Source organism: Promicromonospora sp. NPDC023987 (genome assembly GCF_040639055.1).
GTDB lineage: Bacteria > Actinomycetota > Actinomycetes > Actinomycetales > Cellulomonadaceae > Promicromonospora.
The window spans coordinates 25,243-45,803 of sequence record NZ_JBEZZF010000049.1; the positions used below are offsets into that span (position 1 = coordinate 25,243).

At 68.5% G+C, this 20,561-nt stretch carries 13 protein-coding genes; 10 read left to right on the forward strand and 3 right to left on the reverse strand.

All coding sequences use genetic code 11. The annotated features are described in order from the left end of the window. Positions 1 to 32 precede the first annotated feature (32 nt). On the forward strand, positions 33 to 701 hold the full coding sequence (locus tag AB0F40_RS19505) for a YdcF family protein (RefSeq protein WP_357471219.1): 669 nt from the start codon (positions 33 to 35) through the stop codon (positions 699 to 701). A gap of 94 nt (positions 702 to 795) precedes the next feature. Here AB0F40_RS19505 and AB0F40_RS19510 read toward each other — a convergent pair whose 3' ends face one another. Both AB0F40_RS19510 and AB0F40_RS19515 read right to left on the reverse strand, forming a co-directional pair. Further along, positions 796 to 1,173 (reverse strand): hypothetical protein, encoded by a 378-nt coding sequence (locus AB0F40_RS19510; protein WP_357471222.1) that lies wholly within the window; start codon positions 1,171 to 1,173, stop codon positions 796 to 798. After that, positions 1,170 to 3,581, reverse strand: coding sequence for an AAA family ATPase (locus AB0F40_RS19515; RefSeq protein ID WP_357471225.1), 2,412 nt, complete (start codon positions 3,579 to 3,581; stop codon positions 1,170 to 1,172). Before AB0F40_RS19515 ends, AB0F40_RS19510 begins: the two co-directional genes overlap by 4 nt. Positions 3,582 to 3,718: 137 nt before the next feature. On the opposite strand from AB0F40_RS19515, the gene AB0F40_RS19520 reads away from it, so the two are divergent. The 9 genes from AB0F40_RS19520 to AB0F40_RS19560 all read left to right on the forward strand — a co-directional run bounded on the left by AB0F40_RS19520 (position 3,719) and on the right by AB0F40_RS19560 (position 20,131). Then, a complete protein-coding gene (locus AB0F40_RS19520; RefSeq protein ID WP_357471228.1) occupies positions 3,719 to 4,594 on the forward strand; it encodes a DUF4352 domain-containing protein in 876 nt (291 codons plus the stop codon). 210 nt (positions 4,595 to 4,804) lie between these two features. Next, a complete protein-coding gene (gene zorA, locus AB0F40_RS19525) occupies positions 4,805 to 6,430 on the forward strand; it encodes an anti-phage ZorAB system protein ZorA (RefSeq protein WP_357471230.1) in 1,626 nt (541 codons plus the stop codon). After that, positions 6,396 to 7,193, forward strand: coding sequence for an OmpA family protein (locus AB0F40_RS19530; RefSeq protein ID WP_357471233.1), 798 nt, complete (start codon positions 6,396 to 6,398; stop codon positions 7,191 to 7,193). The genes zorA and AB0F40_RS19530 overlap by 35 nt, the downstream gene beginning before the upstream one ends. Beyond that, a complete protein-coding gene (locus AB0F40_RS19535; RefSeq protein WP_357471236.1) occupies positions 7,193 to 8,725 on the forward strand; it encodes an EH signature domain-containing protein in 1,533 nt (510 codons plus the stop codon). The genes AB0F40_RS19530 and AB0F40_RS19535 overlap by 1 nt, the downstream gene beginning before the upstream one ends. Continuing rightward, positions 8,725 to 11,754, forward strand: coding sequence for a DEAD/DEAH box helicase (locus AB0F40_RS19540; RefSeq protein ID WP_357471239.1), 3,030 nt, complete (start codon positions 8,725 to 8,727; stop codon positions 11,752 to 11,754). Before AB0F40_RS19535 ends, AB0F40_RS19540 begins: the two co-directional genes overlap by 1 nt. Positions 11,755 to 11,872: 118 nt before the next feature. Next, entirely contained in the window at positions 11,873 to 15,211 is a 3,339-nt protein-coding gene (locus AB0F40_RS19545; protein WP_357471242.1) for a type I restriction endonuclease subunit R, read from the forward strand. Further along, entirely contained in the window at positions 15,208 to 17,292 is a 2,085-nt protein-coding gene (locus tag AB0F40_RS19550) for a hypothetical protein (RefSeq protein WP_357471244.1), read from the forward strand. Before AB0F40_RS19545 ends, AB0F40_RS19550 begins: the two co-directional genes overlap by 4 nt. Before the next feature lie 14 nt (positions 17,293 to 17,306). Continuing rightward, positions 17,307 to 18,914, forward strand: a complete 1,608-nt coding sequence (locus AB0F40_RS19555; protein WP_357471247.1) for a class I SAM-dependent DNA methyltransferase — start codon at positions 17,307 to 17,309, stop codon at positions 18,912 to 18,914. Continuing rightward, positions 18,911 to 20,131 carry a restriction endonuclease subunit S gene (locus tag AB0F40_RS19560; protein WP_357471250.1) on the forward strand — a complete coding sequence of 407 codons (1,221 nt, stop codon included), beginning with the start codon at positions 18,911 to 18,913 and terminating at the stop codon, positions 20,129 to 20,131. The genes AB0F40_RS19555 and AB0F40_RS19560 overlap by 4 nt, the downstream gene beginning before the upstream one ends. A gap of 67 nt (positions 20,132 to 20,198) precedes the next feature. Here AB0F40_RS19560 and AB0F40_RS19565 read toward each other — a convergent pair. Continuing rightward, positions 20,199 to 20,561, reverse strand: a 363-nt coding sequence (locus AB0F40_RS19565; protein WP_357471253.1) for a hypothetical protein, incomplete at its 5' end; no start/stop codon positions are given.

Sequence of the window (20,561 nt, forward strand, 5' to 3'; positions counted from 1 at the left end):
GGTTCAGACGCCGACGACTCAGGGAACAGGACGTGACCATCCGCGGGGAATCACCGGTGCCCGGCGGCGCAGCTTCGGCGTACGACGGGATCGACTTCAGCGTCGCCGACATCAGCCCTGTACGGGTCCCGCAGATCACGGCGTTCGTGGACATCGAGGCGCCATCGACCGGCCCGGCGGCCTACTTCGTGTTCGGCACCAACCAGACGCTGCCAGCCGACCTCGTCGCCGACCGCTACGGGCAGGGTCTGGCCCCGTTGATCATCGTGACCGGCGGGATCAACCGGCACAACGGCATCGTCGAAGGGCACGTACTGCGCGACCTGCTCATCGAGCGCGGTGTCCCCGAGGACGTGATTCGCGTCGAGGCCGAGTCGGTAGACACCTGGCAGAACGTGCAGAGCTCGGCCGCGTTCCTCCATGAGGCCGTTCGGCTCGGCCTGCCCGTTACGGCGGTGACCAAGTGGTATCACCGTCGCGCGATCCAGGTTCTTGCCACCGTGCATCCGGAGGCCGCGCCATTGCACGGGCTGAGCTACGAGCCGGTCTACTCGGGTGTTCCCGTCACACGGGACAACTGGCCCGAGCATCCCGACGGGCGGCGACGTGTGATCCGCGAGTGGCAGGAGACCCGCCGACGCATCACCGACGGCAGCTTCGTCTCGCTCCAGCGGGTCAACGACGCGTTCGCTCTTCGTTGACTCGAGGCGGTCCGTGACCAAAGTGGGGTGCTTGACGTAGGCGGTGTCGGTCAGCACCGCGACCACTCGCTCGGCCCTCCTCCTGCGTGCTGCTTCATCTGCCCTGCCGTGCTGCGAACTCCGCCACGTCGGTCACCTGACGCATCAGATCCTTCACCTCACCCAGGGTGGGGGACAGTTCATAGGCGTGGTGGTGCACCGCACGGGACAGGCGGTTCCACGCTGACTCCGCATCGTCTGCGAGGTCCGGCGCGGTGTCCTCGTACAACGCCCGCAGGCAGATGAGAGCCGCCCTGTTCGATGAACTGCCGAGCGCCGCGCCCTGAGCATCTACGAGTTCGCAGTACGTCTGCTCCAGCACGGACCGCAGCAGCCAGCACACCATGCGCAGCGACTGGTGTCCCACGGGGCCCGAGCCATGCATCAGACGCTCGGCCTGCTCAAGGTCGGCGGCCCAGCGACCCCGGCTCATCGGACGCCTCCAACCAGGTCCTCGATCGTCTTGCGGACAGCGTCCAGCGCGCTCTCCGCAGGGCCTTGCAGCCCCTCGTGCACTCCGGCGCCTGCCACGCCGAGGGCTGCTCTGCGGTAGCCGTGTCCCGGTGCCCGGGACCAGGCCGTCGCGTCGCCGCCCACAGCGAGTCCGATCCGCTCCCGGGTTCGGTGTGCACGCTCCCAGTCTCGTTCGACGACGCGGTGCGGGACCCCGTTGGCCAGTGCAGTCGCGAAGTAGCGGTCCCGGGCCGCGGCCTCGACCGCCATTCGCAGCATTCCGGGCAGGACCTTGCGCAGAGTCGGCGCGGGCAGGCCCGGGTCCTTGCAGAGCGCCCTGGCGTCCTGGAGGAACCGTCTGGCCGGCGTGTAGGTGTTGACCACGTCTACGGCCGACGACGCGCCACGGGTCACCTCCAGCACCGTCGCCCGGACCGATGAGCGGCGCACAGCCGCGGCCAGCCGGTCGTCGTGGGAGAAGACGACGACCTGCCGGGTCTCGGCGATCTCGGCCAGGACCTCGACCAGCCCGTCCACCTTCGCGGGGTCCATTGCCTGGACGGGGTCGTCGAGCACCACGAAGCGGAATGGGCTGGCTTCCATGGTGGCGCGTGGGAGAAAGAGTGCCAGGGACAGGGCGTGCAGCTCGCCCTGGCTGAGCACTGCGATCCCGGAAGCATCCGCACCATCGACAGTGGCTTCGATCGTGACTCGGCGACGGGTCGCGGTGCCGGACAGGGACAGCCCGGCGATCTCGACGTTGCTCTCCTGCCGTAGCAGCTCCCAGATGCGGGCCGCATGCTCGCTGATGGGGGCGAGCCGCACGTTCTTGAGGGTCTGATCGTTCGCCTTCAGCCAGCTCAGTGCGGCCTTGACATTGTCGGCGTCGGGCTTGGCAGCAGCCGCCTCGTCCGCCAGGTCGGCAAGGCTCCCGAGCCTGCTGGCCAGTGGAGCCCAGGAGTCGTCGCGCGCGGTCAGGGCTGATGCGGCCGCGGCGCGTACGTGCGCGACGGACGTAGCGAGGCGCGGCAGGTGGGTGGCGATGTGGTCGGCCAGCTCCAGGTCGTCTTCGGGGGCATCGGCCCACTCAGACCAGGCACGAAGCGTGACGTCCCGTACGCGCTCGACAGCGGGGTCTGCTGCCGCGGACAGCACGGCCGGCACACCCTGGATCACGGCACGGGCCGCAGCGCGGGCCTGGTCGAGGCGTGACGTCGCCGCAGCCAGCCTGCCGAGGGCGGCATCTGCAGCGTCGGCCTCGGTGCGGAGGATGGAGGCTCGGCCCGTGTCGAGCGTTCCGACCCCGCACACCGGGCAAGCCATGTCACCGTCATGCTGGTGCGCCATGAGGGCGGCGCGGATCACCGTGAGGCGGCGCTGCAGGGCGACCGAGGTCTCGTCGGCGACCTGTGCGCACGATGCGACGGCGGCGCGCAGCTCGAAGGCGGCCGCCTCGGCCGCAGGGGCGTTGAGACTGTTCAGGCTCGCGAGTGCACGAAGAGTGGTGATGCCCGCCCCGGGCGTGGCCTCCGTGCCGGTCGCCAAGGTCCGAAGTGCGGCGGCGTCGGGGATGGTGCGCCGCAGCAGGGCGACAGCCTGGGTGATGCGCAGGTCCGTGCCGTCGTCGTGAGTGCCCAGGATGGTGAGGAGGTCGCCACGAGACTGCTTCAGCGCGCGTGCCGGCTGCTCAAGCCTCTTGCGCTCGGAGTCGAGGTGCTTGATCGCATCTGCAAGCTGGCCCAGGCCCAGGACGGTAGACAGGGCGTCGTAGAGCTCGCTCGGTCGGGCGGAGAGAACCTGGCCGAGTTCCTCGTAGGTCAGCAGCGGGCGAAAGGTCTCCAGCGCGGACTCCCAGAGCGGGCTGCCGACGCCGATGTCGCCGGTCAGAGCGGTGGACCGGGAGTCGAAGTCGTCGCTCGTCCACTCGTTGACCAGCAGACCCCTGTCTCCGCCGTCGACCTGGAGCTGGACCTCGACCCTTGGCGGAGCATCGCAGTGCAGGTTGCGCCACGGGCCCTGCCATTGAGCGCTGCGGTTCCGCCACCGGTAGGTGGTGCCTGTGAGCGCCACCTCCAGTGCCTCAGCGAACGATGACTTGCCGGAGCCGTTGCGTCCCGAGATCACCGTCAAGCCGGGACCAGCGGGAATCTCGAGGTGGGTCTCACGGCCGATCCCGCGGAAGGACCGGACAGTGATCCGGTCAAGGTAGACACCACCCGCCGCGTCTGCGCTCGCATCATCGGGAGTCGGCGCAGCGGCGCCGTCCGGTGGGCCGCCCACAGGGCTGTCGACGGCGTCCAGGGCGGTGCGGACCGTCAGGCGCACGGGTTCGTCCAGTGCGCCGTCCTCAGCGAGGCGGCGGCCGACGAGTTCGGTGAGTTCGCTCATGGGGCTCATGGAACCGGCGGGTGAAGCGCTTGGCGCGAATGGACGGGAGAACCGGGGTTATCAGCCGACACCTCGTCATCTGTCGCGCCGGTCGATTCGATGAGTGCGTTCGAACCACACCAAAGAGGAGCGCCATCATGTCCGTCCCACCCGTTCCCGAGCCTCAGCGGCCGGAACCCATCAGCGAGGTCCCCGCACAGTGGTCAGCTGGCCCCGCGTCGACCTACCCGGCACCGGCGTACCCGAACGCGCCGGTGCTGCCGACGAATGGTGCGGCGACGGCCAGCCTGGTGCTCGGCATCGTCTCGATCATCACGAGCCTGCTGTTCGTTCCCGCGATCGTCGGCCTGGTCCTTGGCATCGTCGGCATCGGTCGGGCCCGTCGGCTCACACCGCAGGTCGGGAGAGGCAAGGCGATCACCGGGATCGTGCTGTCCGTGCTTGGCCTGCTCATCGGGATAGGGATCGTCAGTGCGCTCACGAGTGGCGACGACTCAGGATCCGGTGGTGCGCAGGCCCCTGTCGTGCAGCAGCAGGAAACCGACGACGACAAGGCCGACGACGGCGCAGCCACAGAGCCCACGAAGGCGGCAGAGGAGCCCGCGACGGAACCTGCCCTGCCCGGAGTCGGCGACTCCGTCCGCGACGGCAAGTTCGAGTTCACCGTCACCCAGGTCGAACCCGGGGTACAGGAGATCGGTGACGAGTTCCTCAGCCAGGAAGCGCAGGGGCAGTTCGTGCTTGTTCACCTCACGGTGGAGAACATCGGTGACGAGTCGCAGTACTTCGACGGCAACAACGTCACGGCGTACGACGCGAAGAACCGAGAGTTCACGGCAGACACCGAGGCGGCGATCTACCTCGACGACTCCAACTCGTTCCTCAACGAGATCAACCCCGGGAACTCGGTGGAGGGCGTCGTGGTCTTCGACGTCCCCGCGGACGTCGAGCTGAGCCGCCTGGAACTGCACGACTCTGCCTTCTCTGGGGGCGTCGAGGTGACGCTGGGCTGACGCGCATGACCACGTGCCCGGAGAGCCGGCGCTCCGTCGAATCAGCCGAGGCTGGCGCGGCGGAGGCGCCGCAAGCGTGCGAATCACCCGGGTGACATTGCGTCATCCCTGGCGATTTCGGGTCGGGCGTCCCGAGCCAGACCTGAGGATTGGTCCACCACCCCGCAGATCCGTGTGCGGACGTGTCCACAGAAGGAGTGCCACACCGCGATGTTTTCGTCCCTCATGGCGTTTGTCCCGACGTCACCGATCTCCATCGGCGTCTGTTTGCTGGTCGGAGCGATCGCCGTGCGAGCGGCGGTGATGATGTGGCTCGGTGCTCGGAACGCAAAGAGCCGTATTGCCGAGCTGCAGCGGATGATCACGGGCCTTGAGCAGGCCGACCTGGTCTGGCGGCGTGGGGAGCTTGCCGAGGTCGCGAACGGTTCGTCGGACCAGCACATCCGGGATGCGTGGCGCGAGTTCGACGAGACACTCGTTGCAACGAGCGACGGCGGGCGAATCTGGAACACCCAGCCTGCCGAGATGTTCTTCGGGACCCAGGAGTTGGCGCCCGAGATCCATCACAACCGGTTTCTCACCGCGTCACCGTCGATCCTCACTGCACTCGGTGTGCTCGGCACCTTTGCGGGGCTGGCGTACGGACTCGGAAACATGGGTCTGTCTTCGCGGGCGTCCCTGGAAGACCTGATGTCGAGCCTCGATGTGCTGATCGAAGGTGCCGGAGCAGCCTTTGTCACGTCACTGTGGGGTGTGTTCTTCAGCGTCGTCCTCACGATCACCCACCGGATCATCGAGCAGCGCACCGACAGCAGGATCGATGCCTTGCAGCGGACGATCGACGGGCTCTTCGAGAACCACTCGCCAGAAGAGTCCCTGCTGCACATCCAGCAGGACACCAACGAGTCGGTCAAGGCGATCAACGCCATGGGCGAGAAGATCGGCAACAAGCTCCAGGAGGTCATGGGCCAGGGCTACGCTCAGGCCGCCGTGCAGTCGAGCGAGGTCTTCGAGGTACTCGTCGAAAAGTTCACCGAAGAGTTCCGGGCTATGGGCACCAGCCTCGCGTCCCGGCTGGAGAACGCCACGACCGAGCTCTCCACCACGCTCAACGGCGTGGCCGAGGCGACTGCGCGCCAGGTGGCGCTGCTCGACGAGCATCTGCCGCGCGTCGTGACGAACCTGGACCACGCGGCGGTGCGCATCAAGGAAGTCAGTGACGGTCTCGGGCCCGCAGCCGAGAAACTTCGCGCCACCGCTGACATCTTCGATCGGTCCGCGGGTGCACTCGGAGACGCTGTGGCCGACGGCGTCGAGAAGCTCGACGACCTGGGGGACCGGACGGCGTCGGCGGTCACGACGGTCGCCCGGGTCGGTGAGCAGCTGGAGTCGCTCTCGGCGACCACCCTCACGGCGGCCGAGCTCATCGGGGAGGCCGCCGGCCAGGTGAACGGCGGTTTCACCGAGCTTCAGGACCGGCTCAAGGCCCTGACGACGTCGGTCAACGAGTGGCTGAACGACTACGAGCGCGAGGTCGGCAAGCAGGTCGAGACCCGCATGTCCGAGTGGAACACCCACACCCGTGACTACTCCGACCAGATGACCCGGGTCACCCGTGCGCTCGCGGACCTGCTGGAGGAGCTCGAGTCGTCGGCCAGCCGCTCCGGCAACCAGTTCGACCGGCTCCACGAAAGCCTGGGTGTCTACACCGACACGCTGGGCACCGCGATCACCCGGATCGCCCCCGAGCCTGTGGCGCGCACCGCAGACACGCAGGTGGCACGCGCAGGGGAGGTGACCGGTGTTCCGTCGGACGTCACGAACGCGCAGGGCTGAGCAGGCGGGCGAGAGCCCCTACTGGATCTCGTTCTCGGACCTGATGTCGGCACTGCTGTTCGTGTTCATCCTGACCCTGATGGTGGTGATCATCCGTCTGCAGGATCAGCAGGAAGACCTCGTCGTCGCGCAGAAGACGGTCCAGGAGCAGGAAGCGATGTTCACCGCGCAGATCGACTCGGTCCGCGAGTCAGAGCTTGTCCGTGCGCAGATGCTTCTCGAGATTCAGGAGCAGCTCGCCCAGCGTGGCATCCCGGTCGAGGTCGACGAGTCATCGTCGGTCCTCAGTATCCCGACCTCACTGCTGGGCTTCGACTCCGGTTCGTACGAGATCGCGGAGGGTAAGCAGCAGACCGCACTCACGATCGGTCAGGTCGTCGCCGAGGTCGTCGCGAAGGACGACCGCTACAAGGCACTGGACACGGTGTTCGTCGAGGGGCACACCGACAATGCGCCGTTCACAGGCCTGGAAGGAACGGGAAACTGGGGCTTGTCGACGTTCCGAGCGATCTCGCTGTGGCGGCTCTGGGAGTCGGACGCCGGCGCGAGCACGTTGAAGGAGCTGCGCAGCGAGGCCGACCAACCGCTGTTCTCGGTGTCCGGTTACGGCGAGACCCGGCCGACCGGTCCGGACCAGACCACGGAAGCGGCCCGGGCGAAGAACCGCCGCATCGACCTGCGGTTCACGGTGGTGCGACCGACGGCCGACGACCTGGCCGCGATCATCGAGCACGAGGCGGACCTCGGCGAGGCACAGGGCTGATGGCCGACATGTTCCAGCGCGTCGTGCGGTTCTCCACCCCGGAGTGGCCCGCCGACAACGCGGTCCGCTGGTCAGGACTCGCGCAACAGGCCTCTGGCGTCGGGCAGGGGATGGGGTCCTCGGGGCCTCGGTTCGCCGATCTCGTCGCGCATATCCGGAGCCTGCTCGCGCAGGGGGCGTTCGACGCCGTCCTGGAACGCCTCGGGGAGCGGCGCGTGCTGCGCGCGCTGCTCACCGTCTGGGCGGGCGACGATCTCGCCTGGATGTCGATGCCCACGCTGTTCCCCGCCGCCCGGGAGCGCTTGATCGAACGGCCGAGCCGGCTGGCCGGCACGGTGCTCGCCGCGCTCTTCTGGCGTGTCTTCGACCGGCTCGACGCCGCCAGTCCTGGCCTCTTTGCCGCTGTCGGCGGGACGCTCTACGAGGTGGCTCGCCAGGCCATGGCCGACGACGGGGACACGGCGGGCCCGCTCGGGGCGATCGTTCGGGCACCAGGGCACTGGCTCACTGCGGAGTCGCCGGCCACACTGGCCGCGGACCTCGTCGCTACCGGTCGGAGCATGGACGACCACTTCCGCGCGGTCGGTGTCGCCGGGATGGAGGGCCGGTTCGGCATCCTCGCCCGCCGCGAGTACTACCTCGCCGAGATCGACCGAGCTGACCACACCGCCGTCGGCCACGCCTTCCTGGCTGACGTCACCCGGGAGGCCGTGAAGGCCGCCGAGACAGAGGACGACCTGTCCTTCGGTCACAGCCTGCTCACGGCGTTGTGCGACAAGCCTGTCACGCGGGACCCGTCCGCCGACTGGCTGGAGGCGGTCACCGGGATTGGCGGTGACCCCCGGCTGCGAGAGACCGTGCAGTGGCGCCGCTGGTGGTCGGCGATTCCCACCGAACTCACCGAGCGGGCCGCGCGCTGGATGGTCGGTGCCGACCTCCAGGTGTACTTCGACGCGTTGGACGCCTACGCGACCTCGCACGGCAGCGAGGCGATGCGGCGGATGCTCCCCGCCCGCACGACGTTCCTGAGCGGCCTCTACCGGAGCGGCCTGGTCCGTGAGGTGCGGTTGATCCTCGGTGACGAGGTGCGCCGCGGTGTCTCGCGCCGGTCCGGAGGGCTTCCAGTCCACCCCGCTCGGTACACGGGAACGAATGCAGCCGAGACCGCCGTCGTGGTGCTCACCTGCGAGGGATTCACGGTGGTCGAGGGATCGCACAACTTCCAGATCTACCTGTACGCGGGCGATCCCCTGCCGATCCTGACCGACCCTCGTCGGCGCGTCTACTCGCTGACCGACTTCAAGGACACCGTCCCCGCCCGCCACCGCGAGATCCATGGCGACGGTCGGCAGACGCAGTACCGGCACAACGAGATCTGGCAGCCCAAGGCGCTCGACTTCCTCCGTGGCATCGGAGTGAGCGTGGACCCGCGGGTCGTGTACTCGGCCGAGGACTACGAGAAGCAACGCCGGCGCGAGCTGTACGGCGCCACCACCTACACCACGACCCACCGTCCCAGGGGATGGAACTGATGAAGCTGCGCAATCTGCTGCGAGGAAGCGGCACCACAGCCGAGCCGGAGGACACCGGCTTCGCCGTCGAGCCGCGCGACGGCATGGTCGCCTTCACCACCACGGCGGACGACCTGTCAGCGCTCCGCACCGGCACCGGACCGGTGCGACGACGGCTGCAGCTCCTCGCGCTGGAAGCGCTGGCCGAACAGGGGGTGGCCCTTCCGGTCACAGACGGCTACGTGGTACCCGACGACGTCGTCGCGAACCTTGACACCGACGAGGCCGCCTTCCTCGGGATTCCGGAGGTATTCCCTGGGACGATCGCCGGCCAGGTCCGCGGGACGACCACGGGCCAACACTTCGCTGTCGATCTGCAGGTGATGGACGGCAGGTACGCGCAGCCGGTACGGCGTTCGGGCCCGTTCATCGACGTCGGGACTCGGCGTTACCGCCTGGCGCCCGCGGTGCTCGATGGGGTCCGGGCCGTCGAGGCGCACGCTGCCCTCGTACCGGAGCAGCGCACCGAGACACGCAACGTGCGGTTGCTCGCCGAGCTGCGTCAGGCACTGGACGGGGCCACCAAGGACGAGCCGGAACGCGAGTCCCCGGCCCTGGACGTCGACCTGCGCCAGCTCGCCGGTACACGGGTGGTCCGGCCCGATCGTGTCGGGTTGATCGTCGAGCAGCGGCCCGACGGCGGCCTCGACGTCCAGCCGGACCTCGGCGCCGGCGTTGACCCGGACAAGGCTGCCCGCCGCTGGCACCACCTGGACTCTGACGCCGCCGACGGCGGCGTGCTGCGCATCGAGGACGACCTGGTGCTGCTGGACGAGCACGAGCGCGCCGCTGTCAGCGAGGTCCGGGAGAACGCCCACATCGCCGCGGACCAGGTCGACGACTTCATCCAGGCGCCCGGCGACTTCTTCGACCCCGATCTGGTCGATGTCGAGCTCGGATTCGGGTTCCGGGTCACGGGCATCGGCAGGATCGCGCCGATGACCTTCGCCAAGGCCGGCGAGAGCGGCATATCCTGGCTCGCCCGGGACGGGGTAGCTGGCCCGGAGGCGCTCGCCACGAAGGCGCGTTCCCTGCCCGAGCACGCCGAGATCGAGACAAAGGTCGACGAGGCCTGGCAGGCCGGCCGTGACGTCGTCACGCTCGACGACGGGCTGGTCGACATCGCCGACCGAAGCCGGGTGCGTGAGGTGCTGGAAGCGTCGCGGGCCCAGCTCGAACAACTCGGAGCGGACCTGGCCGGCGCCTTCTCCGGCCCGGACGAGGAGCAGCGCGACACCGTTCGGGTCGGGGTGATCGTTGCCGATGCCACTGACCTCGCCGAGCAGCAGCGCGGCGCAGCGCGGGCCGCTCAGCCGCGGCGCGCCGTCACCTACGACGACCTGCGCATGGACCCGTATCCGCACCAGCGTGAGGGCATCGAGTGGATGACCGGTCTCATGCACGGCACCCTCGACGCCGACGGTGAGGCCCCGGCGCGCATCCAGGGGGCGATCCTCGCGGACGACATGGGCCTGGGCAAGACGTTCATGACACTGGTCGCCCTGCGTGAGTACCTCCGCGCGGAGCAGGACGACGAGCGACACGGCCTTGTCGGTCAGGGCCGTCCGACGCTCGCGGTCCTGCCGGTCGCGCTGCTGGAGAACTGGCTCGAGGAGCTGGACCGTGTCTTCCCGGAGTCGCCGTTCGACAACGTCGTGCTGCTCCAGGGCCCAGGGCTCAAACAGTTCCGGGTCCGCGGTGCGCGACGAGAGACCGCGGTGGGGGAGCACGACCTGGACTCCCGTGGGATGGTTCGCGACGACGTCATCGCGCAGCGGACCAGCCTGCGGATCGGGCCGGAGCACGGTGCGACTCGCCTCGACATGCCGAACCGGCTGGTGCTGACCACCTACGAGACGCTTCAGCGCTACCAGATCTCGCTGAGCCGGGTGGACTGGGGCGTCGTGGTCATGGACGAGGCACAGAAGATCAAGAACCCCGAGACGCTGGCCGCCCGAGCAGCCAAGGGCCTGAGAGCGCGGTTCAAGCTGCTCGCGACGGGCACGCCGGTGGAGAACGAGCTCGGGGACTTCTGGTCCCTCGTCGACACCGCCCAGCCGGGCCTGCTCGGCACACCCGCCGACTTCCGGTCGCGGTGGGTCAAGCCGATGGAGTCGGCATCGGGTGTCGAGAAGAGTGAGCTCGGTCGCGACCTGCGCGCCGCGGTCGGCCCGTTCATGCTGCGCCGGGTCAAGGAGGACCACCTCAAGGAGCTGCCGGCCAAGCATCTGCACACTGTCCGGCATGCCATGCCCCAGGTCCAGGTCGACGCCTACGACGAGGTGCTGCACCGCTTCCGGACGTTCGGCCGCGGTGTCCAGGGCGCTGCGTTCAAGGCGTTGCACGGGCTGCGGCTGGTGAGCCTGCATCCACAGGCGCCAGGTCCGTTCGGCGGCGACCAGAGCGCGTTGCAGCTGTCAGCCCGGACACACGCCACGGCGGAGATCCTCGACGAGGTGCGGGACCGCGGAGAGAAGGCGATCGTCTTCGTCATCGACAAGGGGGTCCAGCGGGCGCTGTCCGGCTGGATGATGCAGCGCTACGGCCTGGCCGTCAGCGTGGTCAACGGCGACACGGCGGCGACCTCGACGGGCGGCGGTGCGACCCGCAAGAGCGTCATCCGCCGCTTCGAGCAGGCGGACGGCTTCAACGTGATCATCATGTCTCCGCTGGCTGTCGGGGTCGGTCTGACGATCGTCGGCGCGAACCACGCCATCCATCTGGAGCGGCACTGGAATCCGGCCAAGGAGGCACAGGCGACCGACCGCATCTACCGCATCGGACAGAAGCGGGACGTGCACGTCTACCTGCCGATGGCGCTGCACCCGGACCGGGACTCGTTCGACGTCAACCTCGACCGGCTGCTGGCGAACAAGACCTTCCTGTCCGATGCCGTGGTCGCGCCGGAGACCGTGAGCGGCGACGAGCTGTTGAACGGCCTGGGCCTGGACGCCGGCACCGCGTCTGACCCGGTCGACCGAGACGGCTGATAACCCGGGTTCACAAGGTCTCGCTGCTGCCTGGTGCGGCGCCGGAAGCATCCTGGACGAGTCACACCGCACGTACGCAACTAGGCTCACTGACCAGCACCTTCGTAGGGGAGGCACCATGCACGGCACGGAGTCCGAGTGGGAGCACCGCGCACTGGAGTACCTCGGGACGTCCCTCATGTGGGAGCGCGTGAACGGCACCGAGATCGCGCCGGGAGCCACGTCCACGAAGGGCCACCCGCTGTACGCGGCGTCGGGTGCTGCACTACCCCAGCGTGAGTCGTGGGACGAGGTGGCGATCCCGTCGCGGCTGCGTGCCGCGATGGGCCGCCTGAACCCCGGCGTGCCCACGCGGTTCCTGGACCAGGCCCTGCTGGAGATCCTCCGCCCGACGTCGCAGGACGCGATCACCGAGAACAAGCGGATCCACGACATCCTGACCAACGGATACCCGCTGACGTACATCGAGGACGGGCGCGAGCGCACGCCGTCCGTCCGGCTGGTCTCGGACGACGTGTCCGCGAACGAGTACCTCGCGGTGAACCAGGTGACGGTACGCGTCGGTGACGTGGAGCGCCGGTTCGACGTGGTGCTGTACGTGAACGGCATGCCGGTGGTCGTGATCGAGCTGAAGAACGCCGGTGACGAGCACGCGACGGTCGCGACGGCACACGCCCAGGTCGCCGGCTACGTACGCGCGCTGCCCCTGGCGTTCCGGTTCTGCGTGCTGACGCTCGTCTCCGACGGGGTGGACGCCCGCTACGGCACACCCTTCACGCCCCTGAACCACTTCTCGCCGTGGAACGTGGACGACGACGGCGCGGAGGTCACCTTCGGCGCGCAGGTGCGCCAGGTCGCGGGCGGGCTGGGCGTGGTGGAAGACGACCAGCCGCTGTCCGCGCTGGAGGTGGCGCTGGAAGGCCTGTTCAACCAGCAGCGGTTCGGACAGCTGCTGCACGGGTTCGTCGCCTTCTCGACGGGGGACGACGGCCTGGTCAAGCGCATCGCCAAGCCGCACCAGTACTTCGCGGTCACCAAGGCGGTCGGCGCCACCGTGCAGGCGGTCGGTGACGACGGCAGGGCCGGTGTCGTCTGGCACACCCAGGGCTCGGGCAAGTCGATGGAGATGGAGCTGTACGCCAACCAGGTGGCGCGGCACCCGGAGCTGCTGAACCCGACGATCGTCGTGGTCACCGACCGGTCCGAGCTCGACGGCCAGCTGCACCAGACGTTCGAGTCCTCCGCGCTGCTCCCCGAGGTCCCACGCCGCGTGCTGCGGCGCGCAGAGCTGCGGCAGGAGCTGGGCGACCGCGTGTCGGGCGGGATCTACTTCACGACCCTGCAGAAGTTCAGCCTCACGGTGGACGAGAAGCGGGCTGGGCACGCGCACCCCGTCCTGTCCGCACGCCGCAACATCGTGCTGATCGTCGACGAGGCGCACCGCAGCCACTACGACGATCTCGACGGGTACGCCTGGCACCTGAAGAACGCCCTGCCGAACGCCACCCTCATCGCGTTCACCGGCACCCCGATCTCCGAGCGCGACCGCGACACGAAGGCCGTCTTCGGCGACGTCATCGACGTGTACGACCTGACCCGCGCCGTGCGCGACGGCGCCACCGTGCCCGTCTACTTCGAGCAGCGCATGATCCGGGTCGCTCTGGACGGTGGGATCGATGCCGAGACCATCGACGCCACGGCGGACGAGGTCACCGCTGGACTGGACGACGCGGAACGCGACCGCCTGCAGAAGTCGGTCGCGGCGATCAACGCCATCTACGGCGCCCCCGCGCGCCTGGAGGAGCTGGCCCAGGACCTGGTGACCCACTGGGAGGCGCGCCGCGACGCGATGGTCGAGCTCGTACGCGACACGGTCCCCGCGGCCACATCGGCGACTGAGCCGCCGGTCGTGCTCGCGGCAGGGGCGCCCGGCAAGGCCCTGGTCGTGTGCTCCACCCGCGAGATCTGCGCACGGCTCTACGACCAGATCGTCGCGCTGCGCCCCGACTGGCACTCGCCGGACCTGGCGGCCGGGCGGATCAAGGTCGTCTACTCCGGCGACACCAGGGACCAGGCACCGATCAGCGACCACGTGCGGCGGGACCAGGAGAATGCGACGATCCGCCAGCGGCTCAAGGATCCCACGGACCCGCTGGAGATCGTCATTGTCAAGGACATGATGCTCACCGGCTACGACTCGCCGTCGTTGCACACGCTCTACCTCGACCGCCCGATGCGCGGCGCCCTGCTCATGCAGACCCTCGCCCGCGTGAACCGCACCTTCCGTGGCAAGGACGCCGGCCTGCTCGTCGGATACGCCCCAGTGGCCGACAACCTGCGCGAGGCCCTGGCGGAGTACACCGACGACGACCGCCGGGAGAAGCCAGTCGGGCGGACCGTGGAGGACGCCGAGAAGCTCGCCCGCGAGCTCATCGCACAGATCGCCGATCTGGTCGACCCGTCAGGCTGGCGGGCGCGCCTCCGGGACCTCCGGCAAAAGAGCCCGCACCTCGCCTGGACCGACACGTTGCTGAGGACCCTCGGCTGGCTGCGGAGCCCGGACACACCGGGAAACCGCCCACCGACCGGTGCCGTACCCGACGGTGGCGACCAGGGGTTCGAGTCCCGCCTGGACCAGTTCCGGCGCCGGGCCGCCATGCTGAACCGGGCATGGGCGCTCGCGGGTCGGGCCGCAGCGCTGCGGGACGTGGCCGAGGACGTGCGGTTCTACGAGGAGCTGCGGATCTGCAACGGCAAGCAGGACGCGCGCGAGCGTCAGGCGACCGGGCAGCCGATCCCCGAGGAGGTGCTGCGCCTGCTCGGCCAGCTCGTCGCGACCTCGGTTGAGTCCGACTCCGTGGTCGACATCTACGAGGAGGCCGGCCTGGCGACGCCGCGCCTGGACCAGCTGGACGGGTCCTACCTGGAGCGGGCGCAGAAGTCGGAGAACCAGCAGCTCGCCGTGGAGGCGCTGCGTGACCTGGTGGCCCAGGAGACCGTGCGCCTGACCGACGGCAACATCGTGCGTCGCGAGCTGTTCTCCGAGCGGCTGCAGAAGGTGATGCTGCGCTACACGAACACCAACCTCACCTCGGCCGAGGTGATCGTGGCGCTCTTCGAGCTGGCGCAGGACCTCGCCAAGGAGGAGGGTCGTGCGGCGGAGCTCGATCTCTCCGTGCGGGCCGTGGCGTTCTACGACGTGCTGCGTGCGGCCGGCAGCGTGGGCGACGTGCTGGACGACAGCGCGCTGCGTGAGGTCGCGGAAGAGCTCACCCGGATCGTCAACCGCGACACCCGGACCGACTGGACGGTGCGCGACGACGTCAAGGCCAAGCTGTTCACCTCCGTCAACCGCCTCCTGGCCAAGCACCGCTACCCGGCCGACCTGCGCCAGGACGCCGTGGTGCTCGTGCTCAAGCAGATGGCGGTCGTCACCCGGCAGGTATGGGCGTCGTGACGTCTGATCAGGGTGCGCCCGGCCAGGAGTCTGATCCGGCGCTGAGCGGTCTCACGCTCACGATGCCTGACGTCGCGGAGCTCGCGCAGGTGAAGCGAGCGGTCGTCTCCATGTGGCGCAGGCGGTACGCGAACGGTGCCCTCCCGTTTCCCGCGCCGGTCGACGCAGAGGCGAAGCAGCCCCGCTTCCGCGCCGTTGAGGTCGCGGCCTGGGTCGAGCGGCGCGGACAGGGCAACAACCCCGACTTTCGCGCGGACGCCGCGGTCGTGGCCGCCTTGACCGACGACGGCGATCCTACGCGGGCGTTCGACGCGCTGACAGCGCTGCTCGCGCTCGCGCCGTACACGTCCGCGCCGCTTGCCACGATCGACCCGGACGACCTGGTGGACCTTGCGGACGAGGTGGACCCGCACGACCGGTTCGCCTACCGCGAGACCGTCGGTCTCGGGCCGCACCTGCGCGATGCGGCTCGGCACGCTGGGGCGGTGGCCTCGGCCGCCTACAACCCCGCGAGTGCGATCGAGCGTCTGCTGGGGGCCAGGCACCGCACCGGTGACCCGCGTCTGACCGGGACGGTGCTGCGGGCGCCGGTCCTGAACCTGGTCGCGGACGTGCTTGCCGCTCTGGCGCCGGACGACGAGGATCTGGTCGTCACCGACCCGAGGCCCGGCTGCGGTGACCTGCTGGCCGCGGTGCTCGGACGTACGGAGCGGGTCGAGCCCGTGCTGGCCCACGTGCCCGCCGGAGGCGACCACGTGCTGCGGCTCGCCCGCCGTCGGCTCGCGGCGAATTCCTGGCCGGTCGAGGCCTCCTCTGGCGACGTGGACGCGCACCTCGTGACGCAGGTGCCGGCGCTCGACGAACCTGACCTCGACCCTGTGGACGTGCTGAGTAGGGTCGAAGACGCCGTGCTGGGCCTGCCGATCGGTCGCGCAGCGGTCGTGGTGGGGCCGGCGTCGGCTCTCGTCGACGAGCTCCGCGATCCTGGCGCGGAGAAGATCCGCGACGACCTGATGAGATCCGGGCGGCTGCGGTCGGTGGTGCTGCTGCCGGCGGGGCTCGTGGTGTCCCGCCCGCGGCAGAAGATGGCGATCTGGGTGCTGGGCACGGTGCTGCCGAGCGCATCGTTCGGTAAGAAGCACCTGGTCGTGGCCGACCTCAGCGAGCACGCCCCCGACGGCGACGAGTTCGACGGCAGTGTGGTGGGTGATTTGCTGACCGACCTCATCGCCGCGCAGGGCACCGACCGTGACGCCGACGCGCACCATTTCCGGTTCGCCAAGTTCCTGGACTCGGGCGCGGTGGTCGCTCGCCGACAGAGCCTGCTCGGCGCTGCGAAGGCGACCCGAGACCTGGTCTTCCGTGATCCTGCCGGGACCGAGCACTACCTGCACGAGCTGATGGCACACCTGACGGATCCCGTCCGACCCAGCGAGCTCCCCGTGGTTCGCGGACTGTCCGGTGGCGAGCCGGGTGGGCGCTACACGATCGAGGGACTGGTCGGGCACGGGTTCGTCCATCGCCGGCCCGGTCACCGGCTGTGCGTCGAAGACGTCGTGCAGGGTGTCCTGGAAGGTACGGTGCCCGTGATCGGAACTGCGGAGGTGCTCGGGGCTGCTGCCTGGGGTGGCCGCAGGATCGACCGGCTCGGCTTCCTGGCCCGGTACAGCAGCGGACGGCTGACCGAACCTGGCGACATCGTCTACGTGACCGCCCCGCGACCGGCGGCCGTCGTAGACGTCGAGGGATTCTGCGTGGTCGAGACACCGGCACGGATCTTCCGCGTTCCAGGCCGGGCGCGCGGCAGGGTCGTGCCGGAGGTGCTGGCTGCGGACATCAATGCGGCCGGCGTCGAGACCCGGGATCCCGAGGGCTGGACCGTCCGGCTCGTTCCGCTGGACCAAGGCCCTGCACTGTCCGAGGCGCTCACGGTGCTGCGCGAGGAAGAACACGCGCTCCGTGCTCGCCTGGAGACGCTCACCGACCTCCGGGGAGGCCTGCTCGACGGCGTCGCGTCCGGGGTGGTCGGGCTGAGCACCGAGAATGTCAGTGTGCCGCGCGAGGATGAGCGCGGTCGATGAGAGAGGAAGGCATTGTGCCTCCGAAGTTGAAGCTGTCGGCGCCTGCGGCGTCGACGATGAAGGAGCTCAAGGACACGCTCTGGAAGGCCGCGGACAAGCTCCGGGGCTCGATGGACGCGAGCCAGTACAAGGACGTGGTGCTGGGGCTGGTGTTCCTCAAGTACGTGTCCGACGCGTTCGACGAGCGGCGCGAGACGGTGCGCGCGGAGCTTGAGGCGGAGGGCCTGGACGAGGCCACGATCGCCGAGCTGCTCGACGACCCGAACGAGTACCGCGCGACCGGCGTGTTCTGGGTTCCGCGGCACGCTCGCTGGTCGTACCTCGCGCGGTTCGCAAAGGGCCGGCCCGCGAGAGCCGACGGTGAGGCGGTGGACCCCGCGACGATCGGCGAGCTGATCGACGCGGCGATGGAGCACATCATGGGCTCCAACCCGTCCCTCAACGGAACGCTGCCGACCCTGTTCAACCGCGACTCGGTGGACCAGCGCCGCCTGGGCGAGCTGGTCGACCTGCTCAACTCCGCGCGCTTCCGGGGAGACGGTGCGCGCAGGGCACGGGACGTGCTCGGAGAGGTGTACGAGTACTTCCTGGGTAAGTTCGCCGCGGCCGAGGGCAAGCGGGGCGGAGAGTTCTACACGCCGCCCGGTGTGGTGCGGGTGCTCGTCGAGGTGCTGGAGCCGTACCAGGGCAACGTGTACGACCCGGCATGTGGTTCGGGCGGCATGTTCGTGCAGGCCGAGAAATTCCTCGAGCGGCACGGCGCCAACCCGCAGGACATCTACGTGTTCGGTCAGGAGCTCAACGAGCGCACCTGGCGCATGGCCAAGATGAACCTGGCCGTGCACGGTCTGACCGCCCAGCTGGGCGCGAAGTGGGAGGACACCTTCGTCCGGGATCTGCACCCGGACACGAAGATGGACTACGTCATGGCCAACCCGCCCTTCAACATCAAGGATTGGGCACGGTCGGAGGACGACGCGCGCTGGGCCTACGGGGTGCCTCCGGCGGGCAACGCGAACTACGCGTGGATCCAGCACATCCTGTCCAAGCTGGGCCCGACGGGTACCGCGGGGGTGGTGATGGCGAACGGATCGATGTCGTCCAACTCCGGGGGAGAGGGCCAGATCCGGGCGCAGATCGTCGAGGCGGACCTCGTCTCGTGCATGGTCGCGCTGCCGACGCAGCTCTTCCGGTCGACCGGGATTCCGGTATGCGTGTGGTTCTTCGCGCGGGACAAGGGCGCGCGGGCGGGTGAGGTGCTGTTCATCGACGCTCGGAATCTCGGGCACATGGTGGACCGGGCCGAGCGTGCGCTCTCCGACGAGGACATCGCCAAGATCGCGGACACGTACCACGCGTGGAGGGGGAAGCCTTCGGCTGCCGAGAAGGGGCTCGTCTACGAGGACGTGGCCGGGTTCTGCCGTTCGGCGACTCTCGGGGAGATCAAGGACGCCGGGTACGCGTTGACGCCTGGTCGGTACGTCGGGGCTGCCGAGGTCGAGGAGGACGGGGAGCCGCTGGACGAGAAGGTTGCGCGGCTGACGAAGGACCTTTACGCAGCTTTTGATGAGTCGGCACGGCTGGAGGCTGTTGTGCGGGAGCAACTGGGGAGGGTCGAGTGAGCGAGTGGCGGGAGACGACCTTCGGAGCTCTTGGGAAGATCTTCGACGGCCCACATGCAACTCCCGAGCGAATCGATGAAGGCCCCTATTTTTTGAGTATCTCGAGCCTGAAAGATGGTCGCCTCGACATTTCGGAATCCGATCATGTCTCTGCGGATGACTTCGCACGCTGGACCAAACGTGTGGAGCCAGAGGAAGGTGACCTCCTTTTCTCCTACGAGACTCGGCTGGGTGATGCCGCACTGATGCCCGCCGGTGTCCAAGCGTGCCTCGGGCGGAGGATGGCTCTTCTTCGGCCAGACCGATCGATCATAGATCCTAGGTTCCTGCTCTACATGTACCTAGCCCCAGCTTTTCAAGCGACAATCGAGCAGAACACGATTCAGGGTGCGACTGTGAATCGGATTCCGCTAAAAACGATGGGCGAGTGGACTGTTCGTATCCCAGTCCTCGGAGTGCAGCGTGCCATCGCCGACGTCCTGAGCGCCCTCGACGACAAGATTGCGACCAACACCAAGCTCGCTTCCGCCGCGGACGTCTACTTGAGCGCGCTCTTTGAAGGCGCCCTTCGAAACGGCAGAGGTGAAGTGAGGCTACGGGACATTGCCGAAGTTAATCCTGAAAAACGATCACCCTCGGATGGCTTCCTGCGCTACATTGACATTGCGTCTGTCGCCGTCGGGTCCTTCGAGTTTCCAAAGGAGACGTCATGGGCCGACGCGCCCGGTCGAGCGCGCCGAGGGGTTCGTTCGGGAGATATTGTTTGGTCGACAGTCCGGCCGAATCGCCGATCCCATGCGATCATTCTTGAGGAGGAACCATCGCTGGTAGTCTCGACCGGCCTGGCGGTTATCCGATCGGTTGAGTGGCCATGGGTTTACGAGGCCATGCGGCGGCCAGAGTTTACCGCTTACCTTGAGACGGTTGCTGAGGGGAGTGCATACCCAGCGGTGCGGGCAGACAAATTCCTCGATGCGAAGTTGCCGGTTGTTGATTCGGCAGCCCGAGAAGTCTTCAACGAACTCGCGGCTGCGGTGCGTAGTGCGGTTTCTCTAAAAATGGTTGAGAACCGCCGCCTCGCAGCGACCCGCGATGCCCTCCTACCCGCTCTCATGTCTGGTCGACTCGCTGTCCGAGACGCGGAGGCTGCCGTCGAGCGTGCCGTTGATAGCGGAGCCATCGAACCCGAACCGGTGGCAAGCGGCGCCCTCTGGTGACCATCGGCGGCGGGCCAGAGTCCGCCGCCGCCTACCGGGAACCGACCGGCCATGTTGCCGAGCAGCCCTACGAGATTCGTTCGATCGTCTCGAAGATGTCTGCGTCGGTTTCCCGTTGCCAGGCGGGCAGGTCGTTCCAGTCGGCGACGTAGGAGGGCTTGGGGTCTGGGATGTGCTTGTAGATCTGGCCGATCCAGCACAGCGCGACAAAGCGGCTCTTCTGCTCGCGGGTGAGGCGTCCGGCTGCGCCGTCGGTGGTGTCGATGAACGCGCGGACTTGGTCGTGGACGGCTGCGGCGGCGGATCGTTCCCATTCCGGGGTGCTGTCCCAGGGGGTGATGTAGCCGGGCTTGGGTTCGCCGGGGTAGTGGTTGGTGACTCCGGCGATCCAGGCTTCGCGGAAGATGCGGCCGTTCTCGTTGTCCAAGAG

Coding starts and splice junctions, on each gene's coding strand:
- AB0F40_RS19510 (WP_357471222.1), bottom strand. CDS start 1,173: ATGAGCCGGGGTCGCTGGGCCGCCGACCTTGAGCAGGCCGAGCGTCTG.
- AB0F40_RS19515 (WP_357471225.1), bottom strand. CDS start 3,581: ATGAGCGAACTCACCGAACTCGTCGGCCGCCGCCTCGCTGAGGACGGC.
- AB0F40_RS19520 (WP_357471228.1), top strand. CDS start 3,719: ATGTCCGTCCCACCCGTTCCCGAGCCTCAGCGGCCGGAACCCATCAGC.
- zorA (WP_357471230.1), top strand. CDS start 4,805: ATGTTTTCGTCCCTCATGGCGTTTGTCCCGACGTCACCGATCTCCATC.
- AB0F40_RS19535 (WP_357471236.1), top strand. CDS start 7,193: ATGGCCGACATGTTCCAGCGCGTCGTGCGGTTCTCCACCCCGGAGTGG.
- AB0F40_RS19540 (WP_357471239.1), top strand. CDS start 8,725: ATGAAGCTGCGCAATCTGCTGCGAGGAAGCGGCACCACAGCCGAGCCG.
- AB0F40_RS19545 (WP_357471242.1), top strand. CDS start 11,873: ATGCACGGCACGGAGTCCGAGTGGGAGCACCGCGCACTGGAGTACCTC.